At 70.1% G+C, this 17,617-nt stretch carries 22 protein-coding genes; 3 read left to right on the forward strand and 19 right to left on the reverse strand.

Annotated features, from left to right (window positions below; translation table 11 throughout):
• Positions 1-49: 49 nt before the first annotated feature.
• The 3 genes from BM252_RS11145 (at position 50) to BM252_RS30960 (ending at position 1,650) form a co-directional block, all read left to right on the forward strand.
• Complete coding sequence (locus tag BM252_RS11145) at positions 50-712, forward strand: FxDxF family PEP-CTERM protein (RefSeq protein ID WP_174900493.1); 663 nt, start codon at positions 50-52, stop codon at positions 710-712.
• Between the two features lie 206 nt (positions 713-918).
• Positions 919-1,365 carry a hypothetical protein gene (locus BM252_RS11150; protein ID WP_093387494.1) on the forward strand — a complete coding sequence of 149 codons (447 nt, stop codon included), beginning with the start codon at positions 919-921 and terminating at the stop codon, positions 1,363-1,365.
• A 144-nt stretch (positions 1,366-1,509) separates the two neighbouring features.
• The gene (locus BM252_RS30960; RefSeq protein ID WP_174900494.1) at positions 1,510-1,650 is read left to right on the forward strand and encodes a hypothetical protein; all 141 of its coding nucleotides are present in this window, start codon (positions 1,510-1,512) and stop codon (positions 1,648-1,650) included.
• A 100-nt stretch (positions 1,651-1,750) separates the two neighbouring features.
• Here the strand turns inward: BM252_RS30960 and BM252_RS11155 are convergent, their stop codons facing one another.
• From BM252_RS11155 to BM252_RS11245, 19 genes are all read right to left on the reverse strand, one after another.
• Positions 1,751-2,146: a membrane lipoprotein lipid attachment site-containing protein gene (locus tag BM252_RS11155; RefSeq protein WP_093387495.1), complete on the reverse strand. Its 396-nt coding sequence runs from the start codon at positions 2,144-2,146 to the stop codon at positions 1,751-1,753.
• A 191-nt stretch (positions 2,147-2,337) separates the two neighbouring features.
• Entirely contained in the window at positions 2,338-2,637 is a 300-nt protein-coding gene (locus tag BM252_RS11160; RefSeq protein ID WP_245774198.1) for an energy transducer TonB, read from the reverse strand.
• A 99-nt stretch (positions 2,638-2,736) separates the two neighbouring features.
• Positions 2,737-3,075 (reverse strand): energy transducer TonB, encoded by a 339-nt coding sequence (locus BM252_RS11165; protein ID WP_093387498.1) that lies wholly within the window; start codon positions 3,073-3,075, stop codon positions 2,737-2,739.
• Positions 3,076-3,204: 129 nt separating this feature from the next.
• The gene (locus BM252_RS11170) at positions 3,205-4,947 is read right to left on the reverse strand and encodes a methyl-accepting chemotaxis protein (protein WP_093387500.1); all 1,743 of its coding nucleotides are present in this window, start codon (positions 4,945-4,947) and stop codon (positions 3,205-3,207) included.
• Between the two features lie 349 nt (positions 4,948-5,296).
• Positions 5,297-6,250, reverse strand: coding sequence for a tRNA dihydrouridine(20/20a) synthase DusA (dusA, locus tag BM252_RS11175; RefSeq protein WP_245774211.1), 954 nt, complete (start codon positions 6,248-6,250; stop codon positions 5,297-5,299).
• A gap of 257 nt (positions 6,251-6,507) precedes the next feature.
• The gene (locus tag BM252_RS30965; RefSeq protein WP_174900495.1) at positions 6,508-6,765 is read right to left on the reverse strand and encodes a hypothetical protein; all 258 of its coding nucleotides are present in this window, start codon (positions 6,763-6,765) and stop codon (positions 6,508-6,510) included.
• Positions 6,766-6,799: 34 nt separating this feature from the next.
• Entirely contained in the window at positions 6,800-7,213 is a 414-nt protein-coding gene (locus tag BM252_RS11185; protein ID WP_093387505.1) for a hypothetical protein, read from the reverse strand.
• A 111-nt stretch (positions 7,214-7,324) separates the two neighbouring features.
• Positions 7,325-8,419, reverse strand: coding sequence for a type IV pilus twitching motility protein PilT (locus tag BM252_RS11190; RefSeq protein WP_093387506.1), 1,095 nt, complete (start codon positions 8,417-8,419; stop codon positions 7,325-7,327).
• Between the two features lie 364 nt (positions 8,420-8,783).
• On the reverse strand, positions 8,784-9,182 hold the full coding sequence (locus tag BM252_RS11195; protein WP_093387508.1) for a hypothetical protein: 399 nt from the start codon (positions 9,180-9,182) through the stop codon (positions 8,784-8,786).
• Positions 9,183-9,282: 100 nt separating this feature from the next.
• Complete coding sequence (locus tag BM252_RS11200) at positions 9,283-9,783, reverse strand: hypothetical protein (RefSeq protein WP_093387509.1); 501 nt, start codon at positions 9,781-9,783, stop codon at positions 9,283-9,285.
• 9 nt (positions 9,784-9,792) lie between these two features.
• Positions 9,793-10,908, reverse strand: coding sequence for a type III secretion system export apparatus subunit SctU (sctU, locus tag BM252_RS11205; protein ID WP_093387511.1), 1,116 nt, complete (start codon positions 10,906-10,908; stop codon positions 9,793-9,795).
• Positions 10,905-11,726 (reverse strand): EscT/YscT/HrcT family type III secretion system export apparatus protein, encoded by an 822-nt coding sequence (locus tag BM252_RS11210; RefSeq protein ID WP_093387512.1) that lies wholly within the window; start codon positions 11,724-11,726, stop codon positions 10,905-10,907. The genes sctU and BM252_RS11210 overlap by 4 nt, the downstream gene beginning before the upstream one ends.
• A 10-nt stretch (positions 11,727-11,736) precedes the next feature.
• Positions 11,737-12,003, reverse strand: coding sequence for a type III secretion system export apparatus subunit SctS (sctS, locus tag BM252_RS11215; protein WP_093387514.1), 267 nt, complete (start codon positions 12,001-12,003; stop codon positions 11,737-11,739).
• Positions 12,004-12,048: 45 nt separating this feature from the next.
• On the reverse strand, positions 12,049-12,705 hold the full coding sequence (gene sctR, locus BM252_RS11220; protein WP_093387728.1) for a type III secretion system export apparatus subunit SctR: 657 nt from the start codon (positions 12,703-12,705) through the stop codon (positions 12,049-12,051).
• On the reverse strand, positions 12,702-13,844 hold the full coding sequence (gene sctQ / locus BM252_RS11225; RefSeq protein ID WP_093387515.1) for a type III secretion system cytoplasmic ring protein SctQ: 1,143 nt from the start codon (positions 13,842-13,844) through the stop codon (positions 12,702-12,704). Before sctQ ends, sctR begins: the two co-directional genes overlap by 4 nt.
• 46 nt (positions 13,845-13,890) lie before the next feature.
• Entirely contained in the window at positions 13,891-14,586 is a 696-nt protein-coding gene (locus BM252_RS11230; protein WP_093387517.1) for a hypothetical protein, read from the reverse strand.
• Positions 14,583-15,074 carry a hypothetical protein gene (locus BM252_RS11235; protein ID WP_093387518.1) on the reverse strand — a complete coding sequence of 164 codons (492 nt, stop codon included), beginning with the start codon at positions 15,072-15,074 and terminating at the stop codon, positions 14,583-14,585. The genes BM252_RS11230 and BM252_RS11235 overlap by 4 nt, the downstream gene beginning before the upstream one ends.
• Entirely contained in the window at positions 15,071-16,495 is a 1,425-nt protein-coding gene (locus tag BM252_RS11240; RefSeq protein ID WP_281249346.1) for a FliI/YscN family ATPase, read from the reverse strand. Before BM252_RS11240 ends, BM252_RS11235 begins: the two co-directional genes overlap by 4 nt.
• On the reverse strand, positions 16,492-17,589 hold the full coding sequence (locus BM252_RS11245; RefSeq protein ID WP_093387520.1) for an FHA domain-containing protein: 1,098 nt from the start codon (positions 17,587-17,589) through the stop codon (positions 16,492-16,494). Before BM252_RS11245 ends, BM252_RS11240 begins: the two co-directional genes overlap by 4 nt.
• Positions 17,590-17,617 lie beyond the last annotated feature (28 nt).

The raw sequence follows: 17,617 nt of genomic DNA on the forward strand, positions 1-17,617 counted from the left end.
TCGAAAAGCAATATATGTTTATCTAAAACAACTAACCCGGGATATCCTCATGCGCACCTCCTTCATCCGCCTCGCCGCCGCCGCCACCCTGCTCGCCGCCGGCGCCGCCAACGCCGACACCAACCTGGTCGTCAACGGCAGCTTCGAGGCGCCGCTGATCAACACCGCCTGGACTCCAGCCAGCACCGTGCCGGGCTGGACCTCCTCGGCCGGCGGCAACTCCGCCTTCGAGATCCAGACCGACGGCGCGCACGGCGGCAACGGCGGCTTCAACAGCCACGCCGCCGACGGCCAGCAATACCTGGAACTGAACACCGACCGCCTGACCAGCATCACGCAGAACGTCACCACCAGCGGCCTGGCCACCTACACGCTGTCGTTCGCCTACGCCGGCCGGCCGGACACGGCCAACGGCGCCACCAGCTCGATGAACGTCTACTGGGGCGGCCAGCTGCTCAACGCCAGCCCGCTGATCGGCCTGGTCAACAACAGCTGGAGCGTGTTCACCCTGTCCGGCCTGCACGCGGCCGGCGCCAGCACCGAACTGAAATTTGAATCGCTCGGCCCGCTCAGCTCGCCGACCTACGGTTCCTACCTGGACAACGTTTCTGTGACGGCAGCGGTGCCGGAACCGGAAACCTACGCCATGATGCTGCTGGGCATGGGCATCGTCGGCTTCATCGCGCGCCGCAAAAAAACCGCCAAAGCATAACAACAGCGTGTCGCCCGGAATGCCGTCCAGCTCGCGCTGGGCGGCATTTTTTTGCGTCGAAGAAAAGTGCGTAAACGTTTCCAAGTGGCACTAGATTACCGCTACAATGGGGCTCGGCGTTGCGCTGTGCCGCAACGCGAATCCGTCTCCCACTTTTTATCGAACAGGAGCGTCGCGTCCGCCCGGACTTGCGGCCAGATCAGGACATGTCTCAAGAAAAAAACATCACCGAAGTGAGCACCTACGGCAAGGACACGCCGGTCGGCCGCCCCGACACCGACGGCCGCGCCGGCGTCTTCGTGCCCACCGGCGCCTTCGACCTGGAAAACACCACCACCATCCGCAAGGGCGCCGGCATCGTCGGCTACGGCAACCCGGACGGCTCGCTGACCGTCTACTTCGAGGCCAACCGCTTCGAGGACAGCAGCCTGCACAAATGGGAAAACAAGGCGCGCAAGGCCTACGACCGCATGGTCATGGGCGCGCCCACCGTGTCGAAGGCGAAGATGGACGCCAAGCTGGTCGAACAGATCGGCATCATCGACGGCCGTGGCATCAACCTCAAGCTGCCGGACCGGCTGCAGCAGTGGCTGAGCGTGTCGGACGCGCTCGACACGGCGCCGGCCGAGGCCATCGTGCAGTGGCGTAAATAGCGCCAACGGCGCAGTTTTCCGCACGACGGGCGTTTGTCCTACAAGCGCTCGGACTTTTTGCCGATACAACAAACTTGTCACGACGGCTAAGCTGACGGCTATCCTCGCGGTTTGCCCGCGAGCTCAGACGATCAGGAGTACGCCATGGCTCGCTTGACCCACTTTCTCCCCCGCTGCATCCCGCTGTCGTATGGCGCGCTGGTGCTGGGACTGACCGGCGGCTCGACCTACCTGCTGTGCTCGGCCGAGGTGCTGAACGACGCCGCCCTGTTCTTCATCCATTGAGCTAGCCCGTCGACACACGCATACGACGCATACAACAATGCCCGCTGCGCCGAAAGGCGTAGCGGGCATTGTTGTATGCGCGCGCCGAGCGGCGTCGCCGTCAACGGTGGCCGTGGCGGCCGTGGTGGCCGTGGTGGCCGTAGCCGTAGCGGCCCCGGCCGCCCCAGCCGCCCCAGCGGTTACTGAAGACGAAGTCGAGACCGATCGTCACCGGCGGATAGTAATAGGACGGCGCCGCGTACACCGGCGCGTAGACTGGTTGCTGCACGTACACGGGTTGCTGCACATACACGGTGCGCGACTCGTACACGGGCTCGCTGCTGTACTCGACCCGCGACACGCTGCGCGTCTGCACCGGCTCGCTCGACACCGTGTGCCATTGGTATGGGTCGTAGGCCTGCGGCGCGCGGGCGCTGTAATACACCGGACCGGCCGGCGCCACCGCGCAGCCGCTCAACACCGCCACGGCGGCCAATGCGAATAGCATTTTCTTCATGATCGACTCTCCTCTTCCCATAGAATACTATAGGGAATCCGCGCCCGCTTCGCCGCAGATTTACAGCTTGTTACACACCGCGGGGCAAGGCTACATGGCGCGGGGGGGGGAGGAATGGTCCGAACGGACCGCAAGGCAGGGGTAAGGCGCGGGGCGGCGGCGCCGTGGCGCCGCCTGCCGCCGCGTTTGCATCAGTCCAGCTTCCAGGCGTAGTCGACCTTGGTCCAGGTCTCGGCGGCGGCACCGTCCTTGGTGCCCGGCTTGAACTTGCAGGCGCTCAAGGCCTTGATGGCGGCCTTGTCGAGGTTCTTGAAGCCACTCGACTTTTCGACCTTGGAGTCGGCCACGGAACCGTCGGCCTTGATCAGGAACATCATCGAGACGGTGCCCTGTTCCTCGTTCATCAGCGAGGCCTTGGGATACTCGGCCTTGCAGTTCTTCGCATCGAAACTCGCCGGCACCTCGGCGGCGAAGGCGGCAGACGCACCCATGACGAGCACCGCTGCGACCACACTCAAGCAACGCTTATTTGTAGACATTTGATTTCCCCAAGTATTTTTAGACGAGTTTTATGCTGGCAATAAGATGAATTACAGTTTCCAGGCGTAGTCGACCTTCGCCCAGGTTTGCGCCACCGCACCGTCCTTGGTGCCCGGCTTGAACTTGCAGGCGCTGATGGCCTTCACGGCGGCCTTGTCGAGGTTCTTGAAGCCGCTCGATTTTTCCACTTTCGATTCCATCACGCTGCCGTCGGCGGCGACCAGGAAGGCCATCGAGACGTTGCCCTGCTCTTCGTTCATCAACGACGCCTTTGGATACTCGGCGCGGCAGTTCTTGGCGTCGAACGAGGCCGGCACGTCGGCGGCGAAGGCGCTGGCGCCGGTGGCGATGAGGGCGGTGGCGATGATGCTGATCGAAATCTTTTTCATTTTTTGCAATTTTTCACTTATTTTTGATAACACGCTGTCCGCCGCGCCGTGGCGCGGCCCCGAACTACTTGATACTGGTTGATGCCGAACGATTGCTGGCCGGCCGCCCGGGGGCGGCCGGCGGGACGATTAGAACTCTTCCCACTCGTCGCTGGCGGCGGTCGTGCTGGCGGCGGCCTTGCGCGGCGCCGGCTTGGCGGCCGGCTTGGCGGCCGGCCTGACGGCCACGCTGCTGCCCAGCTTGCGGACCGGCGCGCGCGGGGCGATGGCGCGCACTGGCGCGCTGGCCATCGCCGACACGGCCGGCACCACGCGTTGCTCGCCTTCGACCAGCTTGAAGATGCTGACCACGCGGGCCAGCTCGGAGGCCTGGTCCTGCAGGCTCTGCGCGGCGGCGGCGGCCTGTTCGACCAGCGCGGCGTTCTGCTGGGTCATGCTGTCCATCTCGATGATCGAGACGTTGACCTGTTCGATGCCGGCGCTCTGTTCCTGGCTGGCGTTGGCGATCTCGCTCATGATGTCGGTGACGCGGGCCACACTGGCGACCACCTCGTCCATGGTCACGCCGGCCTGGCCGACCAGCTTGGTGCCGGCGCCGACTTTTTCCACCGAGTCGTCGATCAGCATCTTGATTTCCTTGGCCGCGCCGGCCGAACGCTGGGCCAGGTTGCGCACTTCCGACGCCACCACGGCGAAGCCGCGGCCTTGCTCGCCGGCACGGGCCGCCTCGACGGCGGCGTTCAGCGCCAGGATGTTGGTCTGGAAGGCGATGCCGTCGATCACGCCGATGATGTCGACGATCTTCTTGGCCGAGGCGTCGATCGAGCTCATCGTGTCAACCACCTGCGACACCACGGCGCCGCCCTTGCGCGCCACGTCCGAGGCGGTGGCGGCCAACTGGTTGGCTTCGCGGGCGTTGTCGGCGTTCTGTTTCACGGTCGAGGTCAGCTCTTCCATCGCCGAAGCGGTCTTCTCCAGCGAGCTGGCCTGCTGCTCGGTGCGCGACGACAGGTCGATGTTGCCGGCGGCGATCTCGCGCGAGGCGGTGCCGATGGTCTCGGTGCCGGTGCGCACCTGGCCGACGATGTCGACCAGGCTGTCGCGCATTTCCTTCATCTCGGCCAGCAGGCTGTCCTTGTCGCTGACGTCGGTGTCGATGACGACCGACAGGTCGCCGTTGGCGATGGCGCCGGCGATGCTGGCGGTGTAGTCGGGCTCGCCGCCGAGCTGCTTGAGCAGGCCACGGGTGATGACGATGGCGGCGGCGACGCTAATCACCACGGCCAGCGCGCCGAGGATCATCATGAAGGTACGGGCGCTATTGAAGCCTTCGGCGGCCTCGGTCTGCACCTGGGCGTTGAGTTTTTCCTCCAACGCGGCCAACTGGTCCAGCGCGGTCATCCACTTGGTCTGCACCGGACGGATTTCCTTGATCAGCACCTTGGTGGCATCCATCGCCTGGTTGGCCATCCACAGCTCGGACGCCTTGGCGATGGCCGGCACGGCGGCGGCATCCAATTCCTTGATCTGGGCCAGCAGCGCCTTCTCTTCCGGCGTCGATTCCAGGGCGAACTGGTCGCTCAGTTTCTTCTGCGTGTCGGCGTATTTGCCGGCCAGCTCCTTGATGCGGGCCATATCTTTTTCCATGTCGCTGGCATCGCTCATCAGGGTCAGGATGCGCAGCGCGGTGATGCGGTCGTTGACGTTGGTGCGCATGTCGAGCACCAGGCGGGTGACGACGTTGTTGACGCCGACCACGTGGTCGAGCCGGTCCTGGATCTGCGCCATGCGGGCGATACCCACCACCGTGACGGCGACCAGAAATACCAGCACCAACGCGAATCCGAGCCCCAGGCGTGTGCCAACCTTCATTTTTGCTAAATTCATTTCGTCTCTTCGTAAGTGACACAATTGATAAAAGTGCCTCGGAATGCCGTCGTCTTGTGCACGAAGCGCCCCACCGGCCCTTGATACTAAGCAATATCTGTGCACAGTAGCAAACTATGACTGCGAATGCAAAATAAGCGGCCCCACCGGCCGCTTAGCTGTAGTTTCTACGTCGCATACACAATCGGGGACCGGTGGATATGTGTGTATATTGTGAAATTATAGATGCAAGTTTTGCCTCAAAGCAAGCATTTCCTGCCTCAATTTTACGCAAACGAACTTTCTTTAAGGAAAGAACGGGAGGGCCGTGGTTTGCACTGCCGAAGGCCGGTTTTTACGTGCTTTGGCGCAGTCGCGCCGCCGCTTCGAGCAACAAACGGGGATCGCCGGCGGCCAGTTTTTTCGCGTCCGACAGGGTCTGGCGGAAGCCGCGCGCGCCCGGCAAACCCTGCATCAGCCCCAGCATGTGGCGGGTGATCGAGTTGAGCTTCAGGCCGCGCCCCCCTTCTTGGTGCAACTGCGCCTCAATGTAGGGCAGCATCGCCTCGAGCACCTGCTCGCGGCTCGGCACCGGCGTGTCGGCGCCGTAGTAGCGCTGGTCGAAGTCGGCCATCAGGTAGGGGTTGTGGTAGGCCTCGCGGCCCAGCATGACACCGTCGACGTGGGCCAGGTGCAGGTCGATCTCGGCCGTCGTCTTGATGCCGCCGTTGATGATGATTTCGAAGTCAGGGAAATCGCGCTTGAGCCGGTAGGCGAACTCGTACTTGAGCGGCGGCACCTCGCGGTTCTCCTTGGGCGACAGGCCCTTGAGGATGGCGTTGCGGGCGTGCACGATGAAGGTGCGGCAGCCGGCCTCGGCCACCGTGCCGACGAAGTCGCGCACGAAGTCGTAGCTCTCGACCTGGTCGATGCCGACGCGGTGCTTGACGGTGACGTCGATGCTGACGGCGTCGCGCATGGCCTTGACGCAGTCGGCCACCAGTTGCGGCTCGGCCATCAGGCAGGCGCCGAAGGCGCCCTTCTGCACCCGCTCGGAGGGGCAGCCGCAGTTCAGGTTGACCTCGTCGTAGCCCCACTTCTCGCCCAGCTTGGCGCTGGTGGCCAGGTCGGCCGGGTCGCTGCCGCCCAGTTGCAGGGCCACCGGGTGCTCCTCGTCGTTGAAACGCAGGTGGCGCTCGACGTCGCCGTAGACCAGCGCGCCGGTGGTCACCATCTCGGTGTAGAGCCAGGTGTGGCGGCTGATGTGGCGGTGGAACACGCGGCAGTGGCGGTCGGTCCAGTCCATCATCGGGGCGACGGAGATGCGCCGGCCGGGGATGGCGGCGGCGGCGGCGGGCGCCGGGGTCAGTTCAGTGTTCATATTGTTTCGCGAAATAGTACGTGTCAGTACCTGTTTGGCCGGCACTGCCGCCATGGCGCCGGGGCGGCGCTGGCGATGGGACAAGCAAGGGGAAGGCCGACATGATAACGGCAAACGCCGGCGCCGTCTTGACGGGCGCGCCGACTTGTCGCGCCGGAATGATTGCCCGGGCCGCCGCTTGGCCGTCAACCGGCCGGCGCCGGCGCGCCGGGCGCCGCCGCCCACGGCCGGCCGGCCTCGGCGCGCAGCCGGCGCATCGCCGCCCGGTGCAGCGCCAGCGCCGGCGCCGAGGCCAGCGCCGCGTAGCCGGCCGGCGCCGCCACCGGCGCGGCGCCGGCGGCGTAGGCGCGGATGGCCTGCAGCGGCCCGCCGCGCCCGGCGGGGGGGGAAATATAAGCGGGGCTTATCAACAGGTCCGGCGATTCAGTTGCGCTTATCGGCATGCTGGTCTCCTAGGCGGCGCGGGCGGCCGCCGCGCTACAGGGTGTGGTTGTTGATCCTGGTGTGGATGTCGAACGACCAGGTCAGCGCGTCCTCGGCGCGGCGCAGCCAGGCGGCGGTGTCCATGCGGGCGTCGGCGCACCACAGCAGGGCCAGCTTGCCGTCCACGGTCAGCAGGCTGATCGGGAAGTCGTAGTCGTGCGCGCTCGACAGGCGCAGCAGCAGCGCGCGCCAGCCGCTGGCGCGCAGCGCGTCGAGCCGGCCCACCTCGCAGAGCAGCGACAGGTGGCCGCCGTCGGTGTAGGAGGCCATCACGCGCCGCTCGGCGGCCATCAGGAACACCAGGCCCTCCTCGCCCAGCGTGTAGGCCGGCAGCTCCAGCGCCGCCCGCAGTTGCTGCAGATGGTCCTTGCGGTACAGCGGCTGGCCCTGGCTGAAGATCATTTTCATGCTTGTTTTCCGTTGTCGACGACGCCCCATGGGTGGGCCGGCGCGGCGGATCGTTCCACCGTCCTCGCCCGGGAGCACAGATTGTCGGAGCGGGCGGCGCGCGCCGCCGCGTCAGCGCATGCTGTTGAGCATGTCGTGCAGCTCGAGCCGGTTGTAGGCGGCGCGCATGGCGTCCTTCGGGTTGACGGTCTTCCTGGCCACCAGCTGGGCCAGCACCTCGTTGAGGCCGCGCGACAGGTTGTCCTCCTTGCGGCGCAGGAACTCGGCCATCAGGTGGGTCTTGGCCGGGTCGACGATGTAGGGCGCGGCCTGCTGGTTGTGGTTGAAGATCATCTCGCTGGCCAGCACGAACTCGTCGCCGGACTCGGTCGGCAGCAGGCTCTGGTAGATGATGCCGAGCAGGGCGTTGGCCAGCGTGGCGGCGCGCTGGGCGCGCTGCTCCGGCGAGAAGAAGGCCAGCAGCTTGGTCACCGCGCTCATGGCGCTGCTGGTGTGCATGGTGGCCAGCACCAGGTGGCCCGACTCGCCGGCGTGCAGCACGGTGTCGGCGGTGTCGAAGTCGCGGATCTCGCCGACCATCAGAATGTCCGGCTTCTGCCGCAGCGCCTCGCGCAGGCCGGCCGAGAAGCTGGCCGTGTCGGTCGGCACCTCCTTCTGCGAGATGATCGACTGGCGCCGCCCCAGCTGGTACTCGATCGGCTCCTCGATGGTGATGATGTGGGCGTTGCGCGTCGCGTTCAGGTGCTCGAGCATGGCGGCGATGGTGGTGGTCTTGCCCGAGCCGGTCGGCCCGGTCACCAGGATGATGCCCTTGCTGGCCTCGAGCAGGGTCTTGGCGTAGTGCGGCAGGCCGGTCTTGTCGAGCGCCAGCGGCTGCAGCGGCAGGCGGCGGATCGACACGGCCACCTTCTCGCCGCAGGACAAGCGGTAGACGTTGCAGCGCAGCCGGCAGGAGCTGAGCACCATCGGCCGGTCGATCGCCCCCTCGACGATCTTGTCCTCCCAGTCCGGATCGATGCCGCGCAGGATCGGCAGCATCTCCTCGCGCGCCACCGGGCGCGGGTCGAGCTGCTGCCAGCCGCGCGGCGTCTTGAGCATGGCCGGCGCGTCCTGCTCGAGGTGGATGTCGGAAAAGGTCTGGCCGGCGTTGATCCGTTCGACTATCTCGTGCAGCAGGTCGCGCGCGGCGACGATTTCATTGGACATGGTGGCCCTTCAATGGGAGGCCCGCCTCCGGCGCGGAGGACGGGCGTGACGATCAAGAACGCCGCCCCCGCGGGCGGCGCGTTGGCGCGGCCGGCGGCGCCCGGCCGCGCGCCCCCTGCCGGCAATTCTACCGAAGCGGCGGAAGAAAATTCCTCAACAATTATTACCGCCCGGGCGGGGGCGCGCCGGCGGGGCGCGCGCCGGGCTAGTGTCCTGAATTGCAGATTCGTTGAATAAATATGACGAGAATCGTCCTGATACTGCGTCACAAATGCGCGCAAGGCCCCGGCCTTGCTGTGCTTTGTTCCTTGTCTCAGGCCGATTTCGCCATATTTATGGCTCAACGAACCAGCAATTCAGGACACTAGTCCTTGATGTCGCCGTCCTCGCCGCCCTCATCCCCGCCGCCCTTGCCGGCCGCCTTCTCCAACGCCTTCGGGTCGACGCCCAGCATGCCGGCAAGCTTGTCGAGCTCCTCGGGGGTGATTTTGCCGCTCTTCAGCTTTTTGAGCAGCTCGGCCAACTCGTCCGAACCGCCCTCGCCGGCATCGCCACTTCCGCCGGCCTCCTCGGCCTTCATCTCCTTTTCCTTGCGCGAGGCCAGCTCGTCGATCACCGCCTTCATCTCGCCCGGTTTCAGGTCGCCGCTCTTCAGCATGCCCTTCAACTCGTTGTCCGACTTGTTCGCCAGGCCGTCGCGGAACTTGTCGTCCGCCGGGCTGTGGACGTCGTTGCTGGGCGCTGGGCCGCCGACTCTACTCATGATGTGTATCTCCTGTGGTTGGGAATGGGGGGAACCGCGTGCTACACAGATGAGTGGCGCGTGGCGCCGAACGGTTCCCGCCGCCACACGCCCGGCCCGCTCAGACCGACTCGGCGTCCTCGTCGCGGCCGCACAGCGCGCCGCCGCAGCTGTCGGCCAGGCTGGCGTCGCAGCGGCCGACGCCGCCGCAGCGCTGCTCGCACTCGCCGCGCGAACGGGGCCGCGCCCGGCTGCCGGCCTGGCGCGGCCCAGGCGCCGGCGCGCGCAGCTGCGGCCGGCCCGGCGTGCCGGCCAGCGCCAGGTGGGCCGCCCGGTCGTCCAGCCCGAGCAGCACGGCCGGCAGCTGGCGCGCCTCGGCGCCGATGGCGCAGTCGCGCGGCGCCGGCCAGGCGATGGCGGCGCCGCGCGGCGCGGCGGCGCGCTTCTTGAGCGCCGGCGCCGGCGCCGGGCCGGCCTCGGGCGGCGCCTTGGCGTCGCCGGCGGCGCCGGGCGCGCCGCCCCGGCCGGCGCCGGCCACGCTGGCGCGCGCGGCGCCGGCCGCCGGCGCCGGCGTTGGCGCCGGCGTTGGCGGCGCCGCCGCGCGGGAGTCGTTCAGCTTCACCCCGCCGCCTCAGGCCGCGCCGGGCCGCTGGCCGGGCGGCGGCTCGCCGTCGCTCTCCAGCTCGACCTCGCGGCCGCAGTCGTCGGCGGCCAGCAGCTCGGCCACCACCGCGTACACATAGGCCACCGCCTCGTAGCTGGCGCGCGGGATGGCGGCGTCGAGCCGGCCGCTGGCGTACAGCGTGCGCGCCAGCCAGACATGGCGGATCACCGGGATGCCGCACTCGCGCGCCCGCAGTATCATCGCCTGCGCCACGTCGTCGCGGCCCTTGGCCAGCACCAGCGGCACGCCGCCGGCCTCCGGCTGGTACAACAGGGCGACGGCGAAGTGGGTCGGGTTGACCACCACGGCGTTGGCCTTGGCCGTCTTGGCGCTCGGTCCGGACATGGCCAGCTGGCGCGCCAGCTGCTTGCGCTGGCCCTTGACCATCGGGTCGCCCTCGGACTCCTTGTACTCCTTCTTGACCTCCTCCATGTCCATCATCAGGTCCTTGGTGTGGAAATGCAGCTGCATGCCGTAGTCGACCGCGCCGAGACACAGGCAGACCACCACCAGGGTGTGGAACACCGAGCGCAGCAGTTCGAGGAAGCCGTGGAAGACGTCCTTCGGCTCGCCGCCGGACAGGGCCAGGATGGTCGGCAGCTGCTCGCGCACCAGGTTGAAGACGATCCAGCCGATCAGGCCGGCCTTGAACACGGTCAGCATCAACTCGATCAGCTTCTTCACGGCGAACAGCTGCTTGATGCCGTTGACCGGATTGAGCTTGTCGAACTTGGGCGTGATCGCCTCGCCCGAGATCAACACGCCGAACTGCCCCCAGTAGGCCGCCACCGCCACCACGCCGCACAGCAGCCAGAACAGGAAGACCACCACCAGCAACAGCAGCGTCACCGCCGACAGCAACTGGCCCAGCGCCGGCAGGAAGGGCCGGCCGATGCCGGCCAGGGCCAGCTCGAACAGCGCGAACAACGCTGCGCGCCACAGCGGCTCGGTGGCGAAGCACAGCTCGGCCACCGCCAGCAGCATGCACAGGCGCGCCAGGTCGCGGCTGACCGGCACCTGGCCCTTCTCGCGCGCGTCCTCGAGCTTCTTCTCGCTGGGTTGTTCGGTCTTGTCGTCGCTCACGGCAGCGGCTCCGCCGGCGCGCGCGGGCCGGGGCCGACCTGCAGCAGGCTGGCCGCCAGGTCCAGCATGTGGGCGAAGTCGCCGCCGACGTAGTGCGACAGCGTCGGCCAGTAGACCAGCAGGATGAACATGCCGAGCAGGCTCTTGATCGGCGACGAGGCGAACGACACCTGCAGGTTGGAGGCGAACACGCCGACCATGGCGAAGCCGAAGTCGACCATCACCAGCGGGATCAGCACCGGACCGCCGTACACCAGCACGTACCAGAGGAACTCGCCGAAGCGCTTGACCACCACGTCGAAATGGCCCGGCTCGAACGGCGGCAGCAGGTGGAACACCGGCCAGCTGCCGTAGCTCTCGATCAGGATGCGCGCCAGCGCGACGAACAGGCCGGCCTGTATCATCAGCAGCACCACCGCCTGCACCAGCATGGCGCCGAGCGCGCTGGCGTCCTGGTCCATCGACTGGTTGTTGGCCTGGATCTGGATCGGCGAGCGCTGGCTGTCGAGGATCGAGCCGATCGACTGCACCACCCAGATCGGCAGCGCCAGCAGCACGCCCAGCATGCCGCCGAGCAGCGTCTCCTTGAACACCAGCACGACGGCGGTGAACACGTCGGGCGGCGTGTGGCGCACGAACTCGAAGGTCGGCAGCGCCGCCGGCAGCGCCACGGCCAGCGCGGCGCCGGTGCGCGCCATGCCGGTCAGCGTGCGCAGGCTGAAGCCGGGCAGGATGGTCAGGCAGACCAGGGCGCGCGGCGTGACCAGGGCGATGGTCACCAGCAGCGTCTGCAGGTCGAGCAGCAGGGATGGCGGCATGCGGCGCTCCTCAGTGGCCGATGTTGGGGACCATGGCCAGCGCCAGGTCGGTCAGCTGCAGCAGCTCGGTGCCGAACCAGCGCCCCACCGCCGTGATGGTGACCGCCACCGAGACCAGCTTGACCACGTAGGGCAGCGTCTGGTCCTGGATCTGCGTGACCGCCTGCACCAGCGACACGACGACGCCGAACAGGGTGGCGATGATCAGCGGCGGCGCCGACAGGACGATCGCCAGCCACAGGCCGTGCTGGAAGAAGTTGATGGTGTCGGCGGTCATCGCGCCCCCCCCGCCGCGCCGCGCGGCGGCCGGCACAGGCGCCGGCTAGGCATACGACAACGCCAGCGCGTTGAGCAGCTTGCCCCAGCCGTCCACCATGGTAAACAGCAGCAGCTTGAGCGGAATGGTGATGGTCTGCGGGCTGACCTGCTGCATGCCCAGCGCCATCAGCACGTTCGACACCAGCAGGTCGATCACCACGAAGGGGATGTAGAGCAGGAAGCCGATCTCGTAGCCGGTCTGCAGCTCGGAGACGACGAAGGCGGGGATCAGCACCAGCGTGTCGCTGTCCCTGGCGCCCTGCGCGGCCTCCTTCGGCCAGAGCTTTTTCGCCGAGGCGAGGAACAGCTCGCGCTGGTCGGGCCGGCTGTGCTTGAGCATGAAGGCGCGCAGCGGCTCGAAGGCGTCCTGCGCCTGGGCCAGCACCGGCCTGGCCTGGCTGCCGCGGCCGGACTCGATGTTGGCGGCGATCTTGCCGATCTCCTGCACCGTCGGCGCCATCACGAACACCGTCATCGCCAGCGAGATGCCGTAGATGGCCAGCGTCGGCGGCACCTGCTGCACGCCGGTGGCGCTGCGCAGGATCAGCAGCACCATCGAGATCTTCAGGAAGGAGGTCGTCGTCACCACGATGAAGGGCACCAGCGACAGCATGCCCAGCAGGATGGCGAAGGAGACCACATCGAACTGGCCGCCCACTATGCCGCGTCCCACTCGGTGACGCGGATGCCCAGCCGGCCGGCCACGTCGACCGCCTCGCCGGTGCCGAGGCGGCGCCCGCGCGCCAGGATCGCCACCGCCGCCGGCGAGCCGCCGTGGCAGGACAGCACGGCGCCGGGCGCCAGCGCGCGCAGTTCGCCGAGCGTCAGGCGCAGGTGTCCCAGTTCGAAGCTGAGGGTCAGCGGCAGCAGGTCGAGCGGGGTCAGGGCGTCGTGCCCGGGGTCGGCGTCGGCGCCGGGGGCGGCGTCGGCGCCGGGCCCGGCGGGCGGGGCGGCGGCGGCGGCATCGGCCGGGCCGAGGTCGGCGTCGAGGTCGGGCGGCGGGGTGTCGGTCAGGGTTGGCTCCAAGGTGTCCTCCAAGGCGAGAATGTGCAGGGTGCCCGGCGCCAGGTAGCGCAGGCGGAAATGGCGGCCGCCGAGGCGCAGCCGGCCGACGCCGTCGCAGCCGAAGCGCGGCGTGTCCGGCAGCAGCACGTCGCCGGGCGCCAGCGCGCGGCAGGCGTGGCCGGGCATGGTGTGGCTGGCCAGGACCACGGCCGGCGCCAGCGGCAGGTCGAGGAAGCGCGCCAGCGGCAGGCGCCGCCGCGTCCACGCGCCGCCCTCCAGCCAGCGCAGCCAGTCGGCCGCGCCGGCGCGGGCGGCGCCGTGCAGCACGTAGGCGGCGCCGCGCAGCTCCAGGCGCAGCGTGACGGCGTCGTCCGGCGCCGCCGGCGCGGCCAGCACGCGCTCGGCGCCGGCGAACGGCGTGCCGGCCAGGCGGCCCAGCAGCGCCGCCTGCAAACAACGCCAACGCTCGTCGCCGCCGGCGCCGTCGGCCGGCGGCGGGCCGCCGCCCGGGTCGATGCCGCTCAGCGCGAGCAGCCAGCGCGCGCCGTCGGCCAGCTCCAGCGCGCCGAACGGGCCGGCCAGCGCCAGGCCGGCGGACCAGTCGGCGGCCGCGTCGGCGGCGCCCGGCCGCAGCGTCAGCACGGCGTCGAGCGCGGCCAGCGGGGTGTGGCAGCCCAGGCCCAGCCGGCGCGACAAGGCGGCCCGCGCCGCGCTCACGCCGGCTGGCGCCGGCGGCGGGACGGCGGCCGGCTGGACTGGGCCGGCGTGGCTGGCGGGGGCTGCGCTGTCTGGCATGGCCGATGGCTCCGGTGGGTTGGCGGGACGGAACGCGGCGGCGGCGCTACAACACCGTCAGCTCCACGTCCCGCTCCATCTGTCGCGCCAACCGGCCCTGTAGTTCCATTCGCCTGGCGCGCAGGCGCAGCGCCAGCCTGTCGTCGAAGGCGCTCAAATGGAAGCGCGCCACGCCCTGCCGCGCGTGCAGCGCCACGCCCAGCCTGCGGCCGTCCGCCATGGTCACCTCGAAGATGCCGTCGTCGCGGCCCGGCGCCAGCAGGACGGCGGCGAAGGCGTCCAGATCGAGCTCGCCGTCGGCCGGCATGGCCGGGCGCCGGATAGGGCCGGCGCCGGCGTGCTCCGTGGCCGGCGGCGCCGGCGCCGCGGCGGCACCGCCCGGCGCGCCGGCGCCGGCGCCGTCCGGCGCCGGCATGGCCAGCGGCGACGCCAGCCCCTCCGCGCCGCCCCGTTCGGCGCGCTGCGCCTCGCCGCGCGCCTCGGCCTGGCGCGCCGGCTGCCTGGACGCCGGCGGGCGCGCCGGCGCCGCCTTGCGCGCGGGCGGGCCGGACACGGCGGCCGGCGCGGCGGCCGGCCCGCGCGGCGCTGCCGGCGGCGCGGCCGCGGCGGCGGCCGCCGAGGCGCGCCGCGCCGCCGCCGCGTAGGCCGGCGCGGCGCGCGGCGGCGCTGGCGGCGCGCCGCGCGCCGCCTCGGCGTCCGCCTCGGCCCCGGGCCGCGTGGCCAGGCGCAGGTCGGCCATCATTGCTCGCCTTGCCGGGCCGCCGCGCCGATCTCGTCGCGCAGGATGCCCAGCTTCTCCTGCTGCCGGTTGGCCTGCAGCACGCGGCGGCGCGCCACAAAGAACTCGGCGCCGGCGGCGCGCGCGCGCGCGGCGATGTCGCGGCACTCCAGTTGCAGCTCCATGGCCTCCCCCTTCATCCTTTCATAGGCGCCCTTGGCGCGGCGCATCTGGCCGCTGGTGGTGGCCATCTTGAAGAACTGCGCGCGCGCCTCGCGCCAGACCTCGTGCGCCAGCGCCAGCGCGGCGCGCCAGCGCAGCTTGTTCTGCCGCAGCGCCAGGCGGGCGGCGCGCCAGGCCTCGCGCGCCTCCCGCCGTTCGCGCTCGAAGCGGTCGAGCCGCTGCTTGCGCACGTGCAGCAGCTGGTCCAGGCTGCGGTCGGGCGCGACCGGCTCGGCCACGTCGACCACCTCGCGCTGGCGCCGCCTGCCCGCCCGGCCCGCGCCGCTCATGCCGCCAACGCCGCCAGCGTGGCCAGCGCCTCGTGGTAGTCGGCGCTGCCGCTGGTGTCCTGGCGCAGGAAGGCCATCTGCTCGGGGCGCAGCTGGACGGCGCGGTCGGCCAGCGGATCGGTGCCGGCCTTGTACTCGCCGAGCCGGATCAGCAGCTCCATCTCCTGGTAGCGCGCCATCAGCTCGCGGAAGCGCGCGGCGGCCTTGCGGTGCTCGCGCGTGGTCACGTTGCCCATCACCCGGCTGATGCTGGCCAACACGTCGATGGCCGGGTAGTGGCCCTGCTCGGCCAGCTTGCGGGTCAGCAGGATGTGCCCGTCGAGCAGCGACTTGGCCTCGTCGCCGATCGGGTCGGAGGCGTTCTCGCCGTCGACCAGCACGGTGTACATGGCGGTGATCGAGCCCTCCGGCGTGCTGCCGGCGCGCTCGATCAGGCGCGGCAGGTTGGTGTAGACCGAGGGCGTGAAGCCGCCGCGCGCCGGCGGCTCGCCGGCCGCCAGGCCGATCTCGCGCTGGGCGCGGGCGAAGCGGGTCAGCGAGTCGATCAACAGCAGCACCTTCTTGCCGCGCGCGCGGAAGGCCTCGGCGATGGCGGTGGCGGTGAAGGCGGCGCGCGAGCGCTCCATCGAGGTGCGGTCCGAGGTGGCGCAGACGATGATGGTCTTGCGCACCAGCGCCTCGTCGAGCTCGTGCTCGAGGAACTCGTTGAGCTCGCGGCCGCGCTCGCCGATCAGGCCGAAGATGATGACGTCGGCCTCGCAGCCGCGGGCGATGGCCGCCATCAGCGTGGTCTTGCCGCAGCCCGGCCCGGCGAACACGCCGATGCGCTGGCCCACGCCCATGGTCAGCATGCCGTCGATGGCGCGCACGCCGGTGGCCAGCGGCACGCTGATGCGCGGCCGGTCGGTGGCCACCGGCGCGTCGCGGATCACCGGCACCGTGGCGCGCCAGGTGGCCACGTTGCCGGCCGCCGCCGGGGCGCGGAACAGCACGCGGCCGAAGCCGTCGAGCACCGCGCCGTACAGGTGGTCGCCCGCCTCCACCGAGTGGGCGCGCCGCAGCGGCTCGACCACGGTGCGGTTGGAGACGCCCTCGAGCGGGCTGAGCGCCGACAGGATGGCCGCCTTGTCGGTGAAGCCGACCACCTCGGCCAGCATCGGCCGGCCCGGCCGCGCCGGGTCGTGCAGGTGGCACAGCTCGCCGATGCGCACCGGCGGCATGTGCGCCTCGATCAGCGTGCCCAGCACCTGCGACACCTTGCCGTGGCTGCTCAGGCCGGGCTGCGCCGGCAGGCGCGCCAGCCAGGCCGGCAGCACGCCGCGCAGGCGCGCCAGCTCGGCCGCCAGCGCCGCGTCGAAGGCGGCGGCGGCGCGCGCGTCGGCGGCGCCGTCGGCCGGATCGGCGGCCACGGCGGCGCTCACCACTTCACCTCGATCTTGCGCTTGCCGGCGAAGCTCAGCTGGTTGGCCTGGATCGCCACCAGCCGCACGCCACGGTACTCGTCGCCGACATACACCCGCTCGCCGTCCTGGGTGATGACGCTGGCGTTGGCGCCCGACACCACCTGCTTGATCTTGAACGGCAACATCGATTCGCCGCTGCCGATCTTGGCGCTGACGTGGAAGCCGATGTGGTGCTGCTTGACGAAGGCGGTCAGGATGCGGGCGAAGCGGTCGGCCTCCTCGTCGTCCAGCGCGGCCTGCATCAGCCACTGCCGCTCCTGCAGGTCGAGGTCGAAGCGCTTCAACAGGTCGGCGTCGGACAGGCGCTTGCGGAAGGCGGCGCGCAGCTCGTCGGCGGTGAGCGGGCGGGCCGCCGCCGCGTCCGCATGCGGCGCGTCGAAGGCCGCCGCCACCGTCTTGTCGGCCGGCTTGCCCGCCGCCGCCGGGCCGTCCAGCCGCGCCCGCGCCGCCGCCTGCTTGGACGCCAGCGAGCCCTCCGGCTTGCCGGTGATGGCGTAGGCCGCCGCGCAGCTCAGCATGGCCGCCAGCAGCGCCAGCAGCACGCGGCGCCGGCCGGCGCCGCCGGCTGGTCCCGGCCGCGCCGCGCCGGCCGGCGCCGCCGCGTCCGCGCACGCCGCCGCCGGCGCCGTGGCCGCCTCGTCGGGCCCGCCTTGCGCCGGCGGCCGGGCCGCCCCGCCTTCCCCCGCCGGGCCGTCGGCCGCGTCGTCGGCGCCGTCGAACCAGGGGCCGTCGCTCGGCTGCGCCGGCGGCGCGATCCAGGCCGCGTCCTGCGCCATCACCGCCAGCCAGATCGGGCCGAGCCGCGCGCAGTCGCCCGCCGCCAGGTCGAGCGCGCTGTGCGGCCGCGCGCTGTCGGCCGGGTACAGCAGGCCGTCGAGCGCCGCCAGCAGCCAGCCGTCGCCGCTGGCCGACAGGCTGGCGTGGCGCGGCGCCACGCCGGGGTCGACCAGCACCACGTCGGCGTCGTCGCCGGCGCCGATGAGCAGGGTCTGCTCGTCGAGCGGCAGCGCCGCGCCCCGGTGCAAACCGTTCAAAACCCGCAATTCGAACATGATCCAACCTCCCGCCAACAGGCACACG

This window comes from Rugamonas rubra, assembly GCF_900114705.1.
Lineage (GTDB): Bacteria > Pseudomonadota > Gammaproteobacteria > Burkholderiales > Burkholderiaceae_D > Rugamonas > Rugamonas rubra.

Bases quoted from the DNA above. Each gene is read 5' to 3' on its own strand.
- BM252_RS11185 (WP_093387505.1), bottom strand. From the start codon at position 7,213: ATGAAAATGATCTTCAGCCAGGGCCAGCCGCTGTACCGCAAGGACCAT.
- BM252_RS11165 (WP_093387498.1), bottom strand. From the start codon at position 3,075: ATGAAAAAGATTTCGATCAGCATCATCGCCACCGCCCTCATCGCCACC.
- BM252_RS11145 (WP_174900493.1), top strand. From the start codon at position 50: ATGCGCACCTCCTTCATCCGCCTCGCCGCCGCCGCCACCCTGCTCGCC.
- BM252_RS11230 (WP_093387517.1), bottom strand. From the start codon at position 14,586: ATGATGGCCGACCTGCGCCTGGCCACGCGGCCCGGGGCCGAGGCGGAC.
- BM252_RS11190 (WP_093387506.1), bottom strand. From the start codon at position 8,419: ATGTCCAATGAAATCGTCGCCGCGCGCGACCTGCTGCACGAGATAGTC.
- BM252_RS11170 (WP_093387500.1), bottom strand. From the start codon at position 4,947: ATGAAGGTTGGCACACGCCTGGGGCTCGGATTCGCGTTGGTGCTGGTA.
- BM252_RS11210 (WP_093387512.1), bottom strand. From the start codon at position 11,726: ATGCCGCCATCCCTGCTGCTCGACCTGCAGACGCTGCTGGTGACCATC.
- BM252_RS11155 (WP_093387495.1), bottom strand. From the start codon at position 2,146: ATGAAGAAAATGCTATTCGCATTGGCCGCCGTGGCGGTGTTGAGCGGC.
- dusA (WP_245774211.1), bottom strand. From the start codon at position 6,250: ATGATGGACTGGACCGACCGCCACTGCCGCGTGTTCCACCGCCACATC.
- BM252_RS11160 (WP_245774198.1), bottom strand. From the start codon at position 2,637: ATGGGTGCGTCTGCCGCCTTCGCCGCCGAGGTGCCGGCGAGTTTCGAT.
- BM252_RS30960 (WP_174900494.1), top strand. From the start codon at position 1,510: ATGGCTCGCTTGACCCACTTTCTCCCCCGCTGCATCCCGCTGTCGTAT.
- BM252_RS11245 (WP_093387520.1), bottom strand. From the start codon at position 17,589: ATGTTCGAATTGCGGGTTTTGAACGGTTTGCACCGGGGCGCGGCGCTG.
- sctQ (WP_093387515.1), bottom strand. From the start codon at position 13,844: ATGCCAGACAGCGCAGCCCCCGCCAGCCACGCCGGCCCAGTCCAGCCG.
- BM252_RS11195 (WP_093387508.1), bottom strand. From the start codon at position 9,182: ATGAGTAGAGTCGGCGGCCCAGCGCCCAGCAACGACGTCCACAGCCCG.
- BM252_RS11150 (WP_093387494.1), top strand. From the start codon at position 919: ATGTCTCAAGAAAAAAACATCACCGAAGTGAGCACCTACGGCAAGGAC.
- sctS (WP_093387514.1), bottom strand. From the start codon at position 12,003: ATGACCGCCGACACCATCAACTTCTTCCAGCACGGCCTGTGGCTGGCG.
- BM252_RS30965 (WP_174900495.1), bottom strand. From the start codon at position 6,765: ATGCCGATAAGCGCAACTGAATCGCCGGACCTGTTGATAAGCCCCGCT.
- BM252_RS11235 (WP_093387518.1), bottom strand. From the start codon at position 15,074: ATGAGCGGCGCGGGCCGGGCGGGCAGGCGGCGCCAGCGCGAGGTGGTC.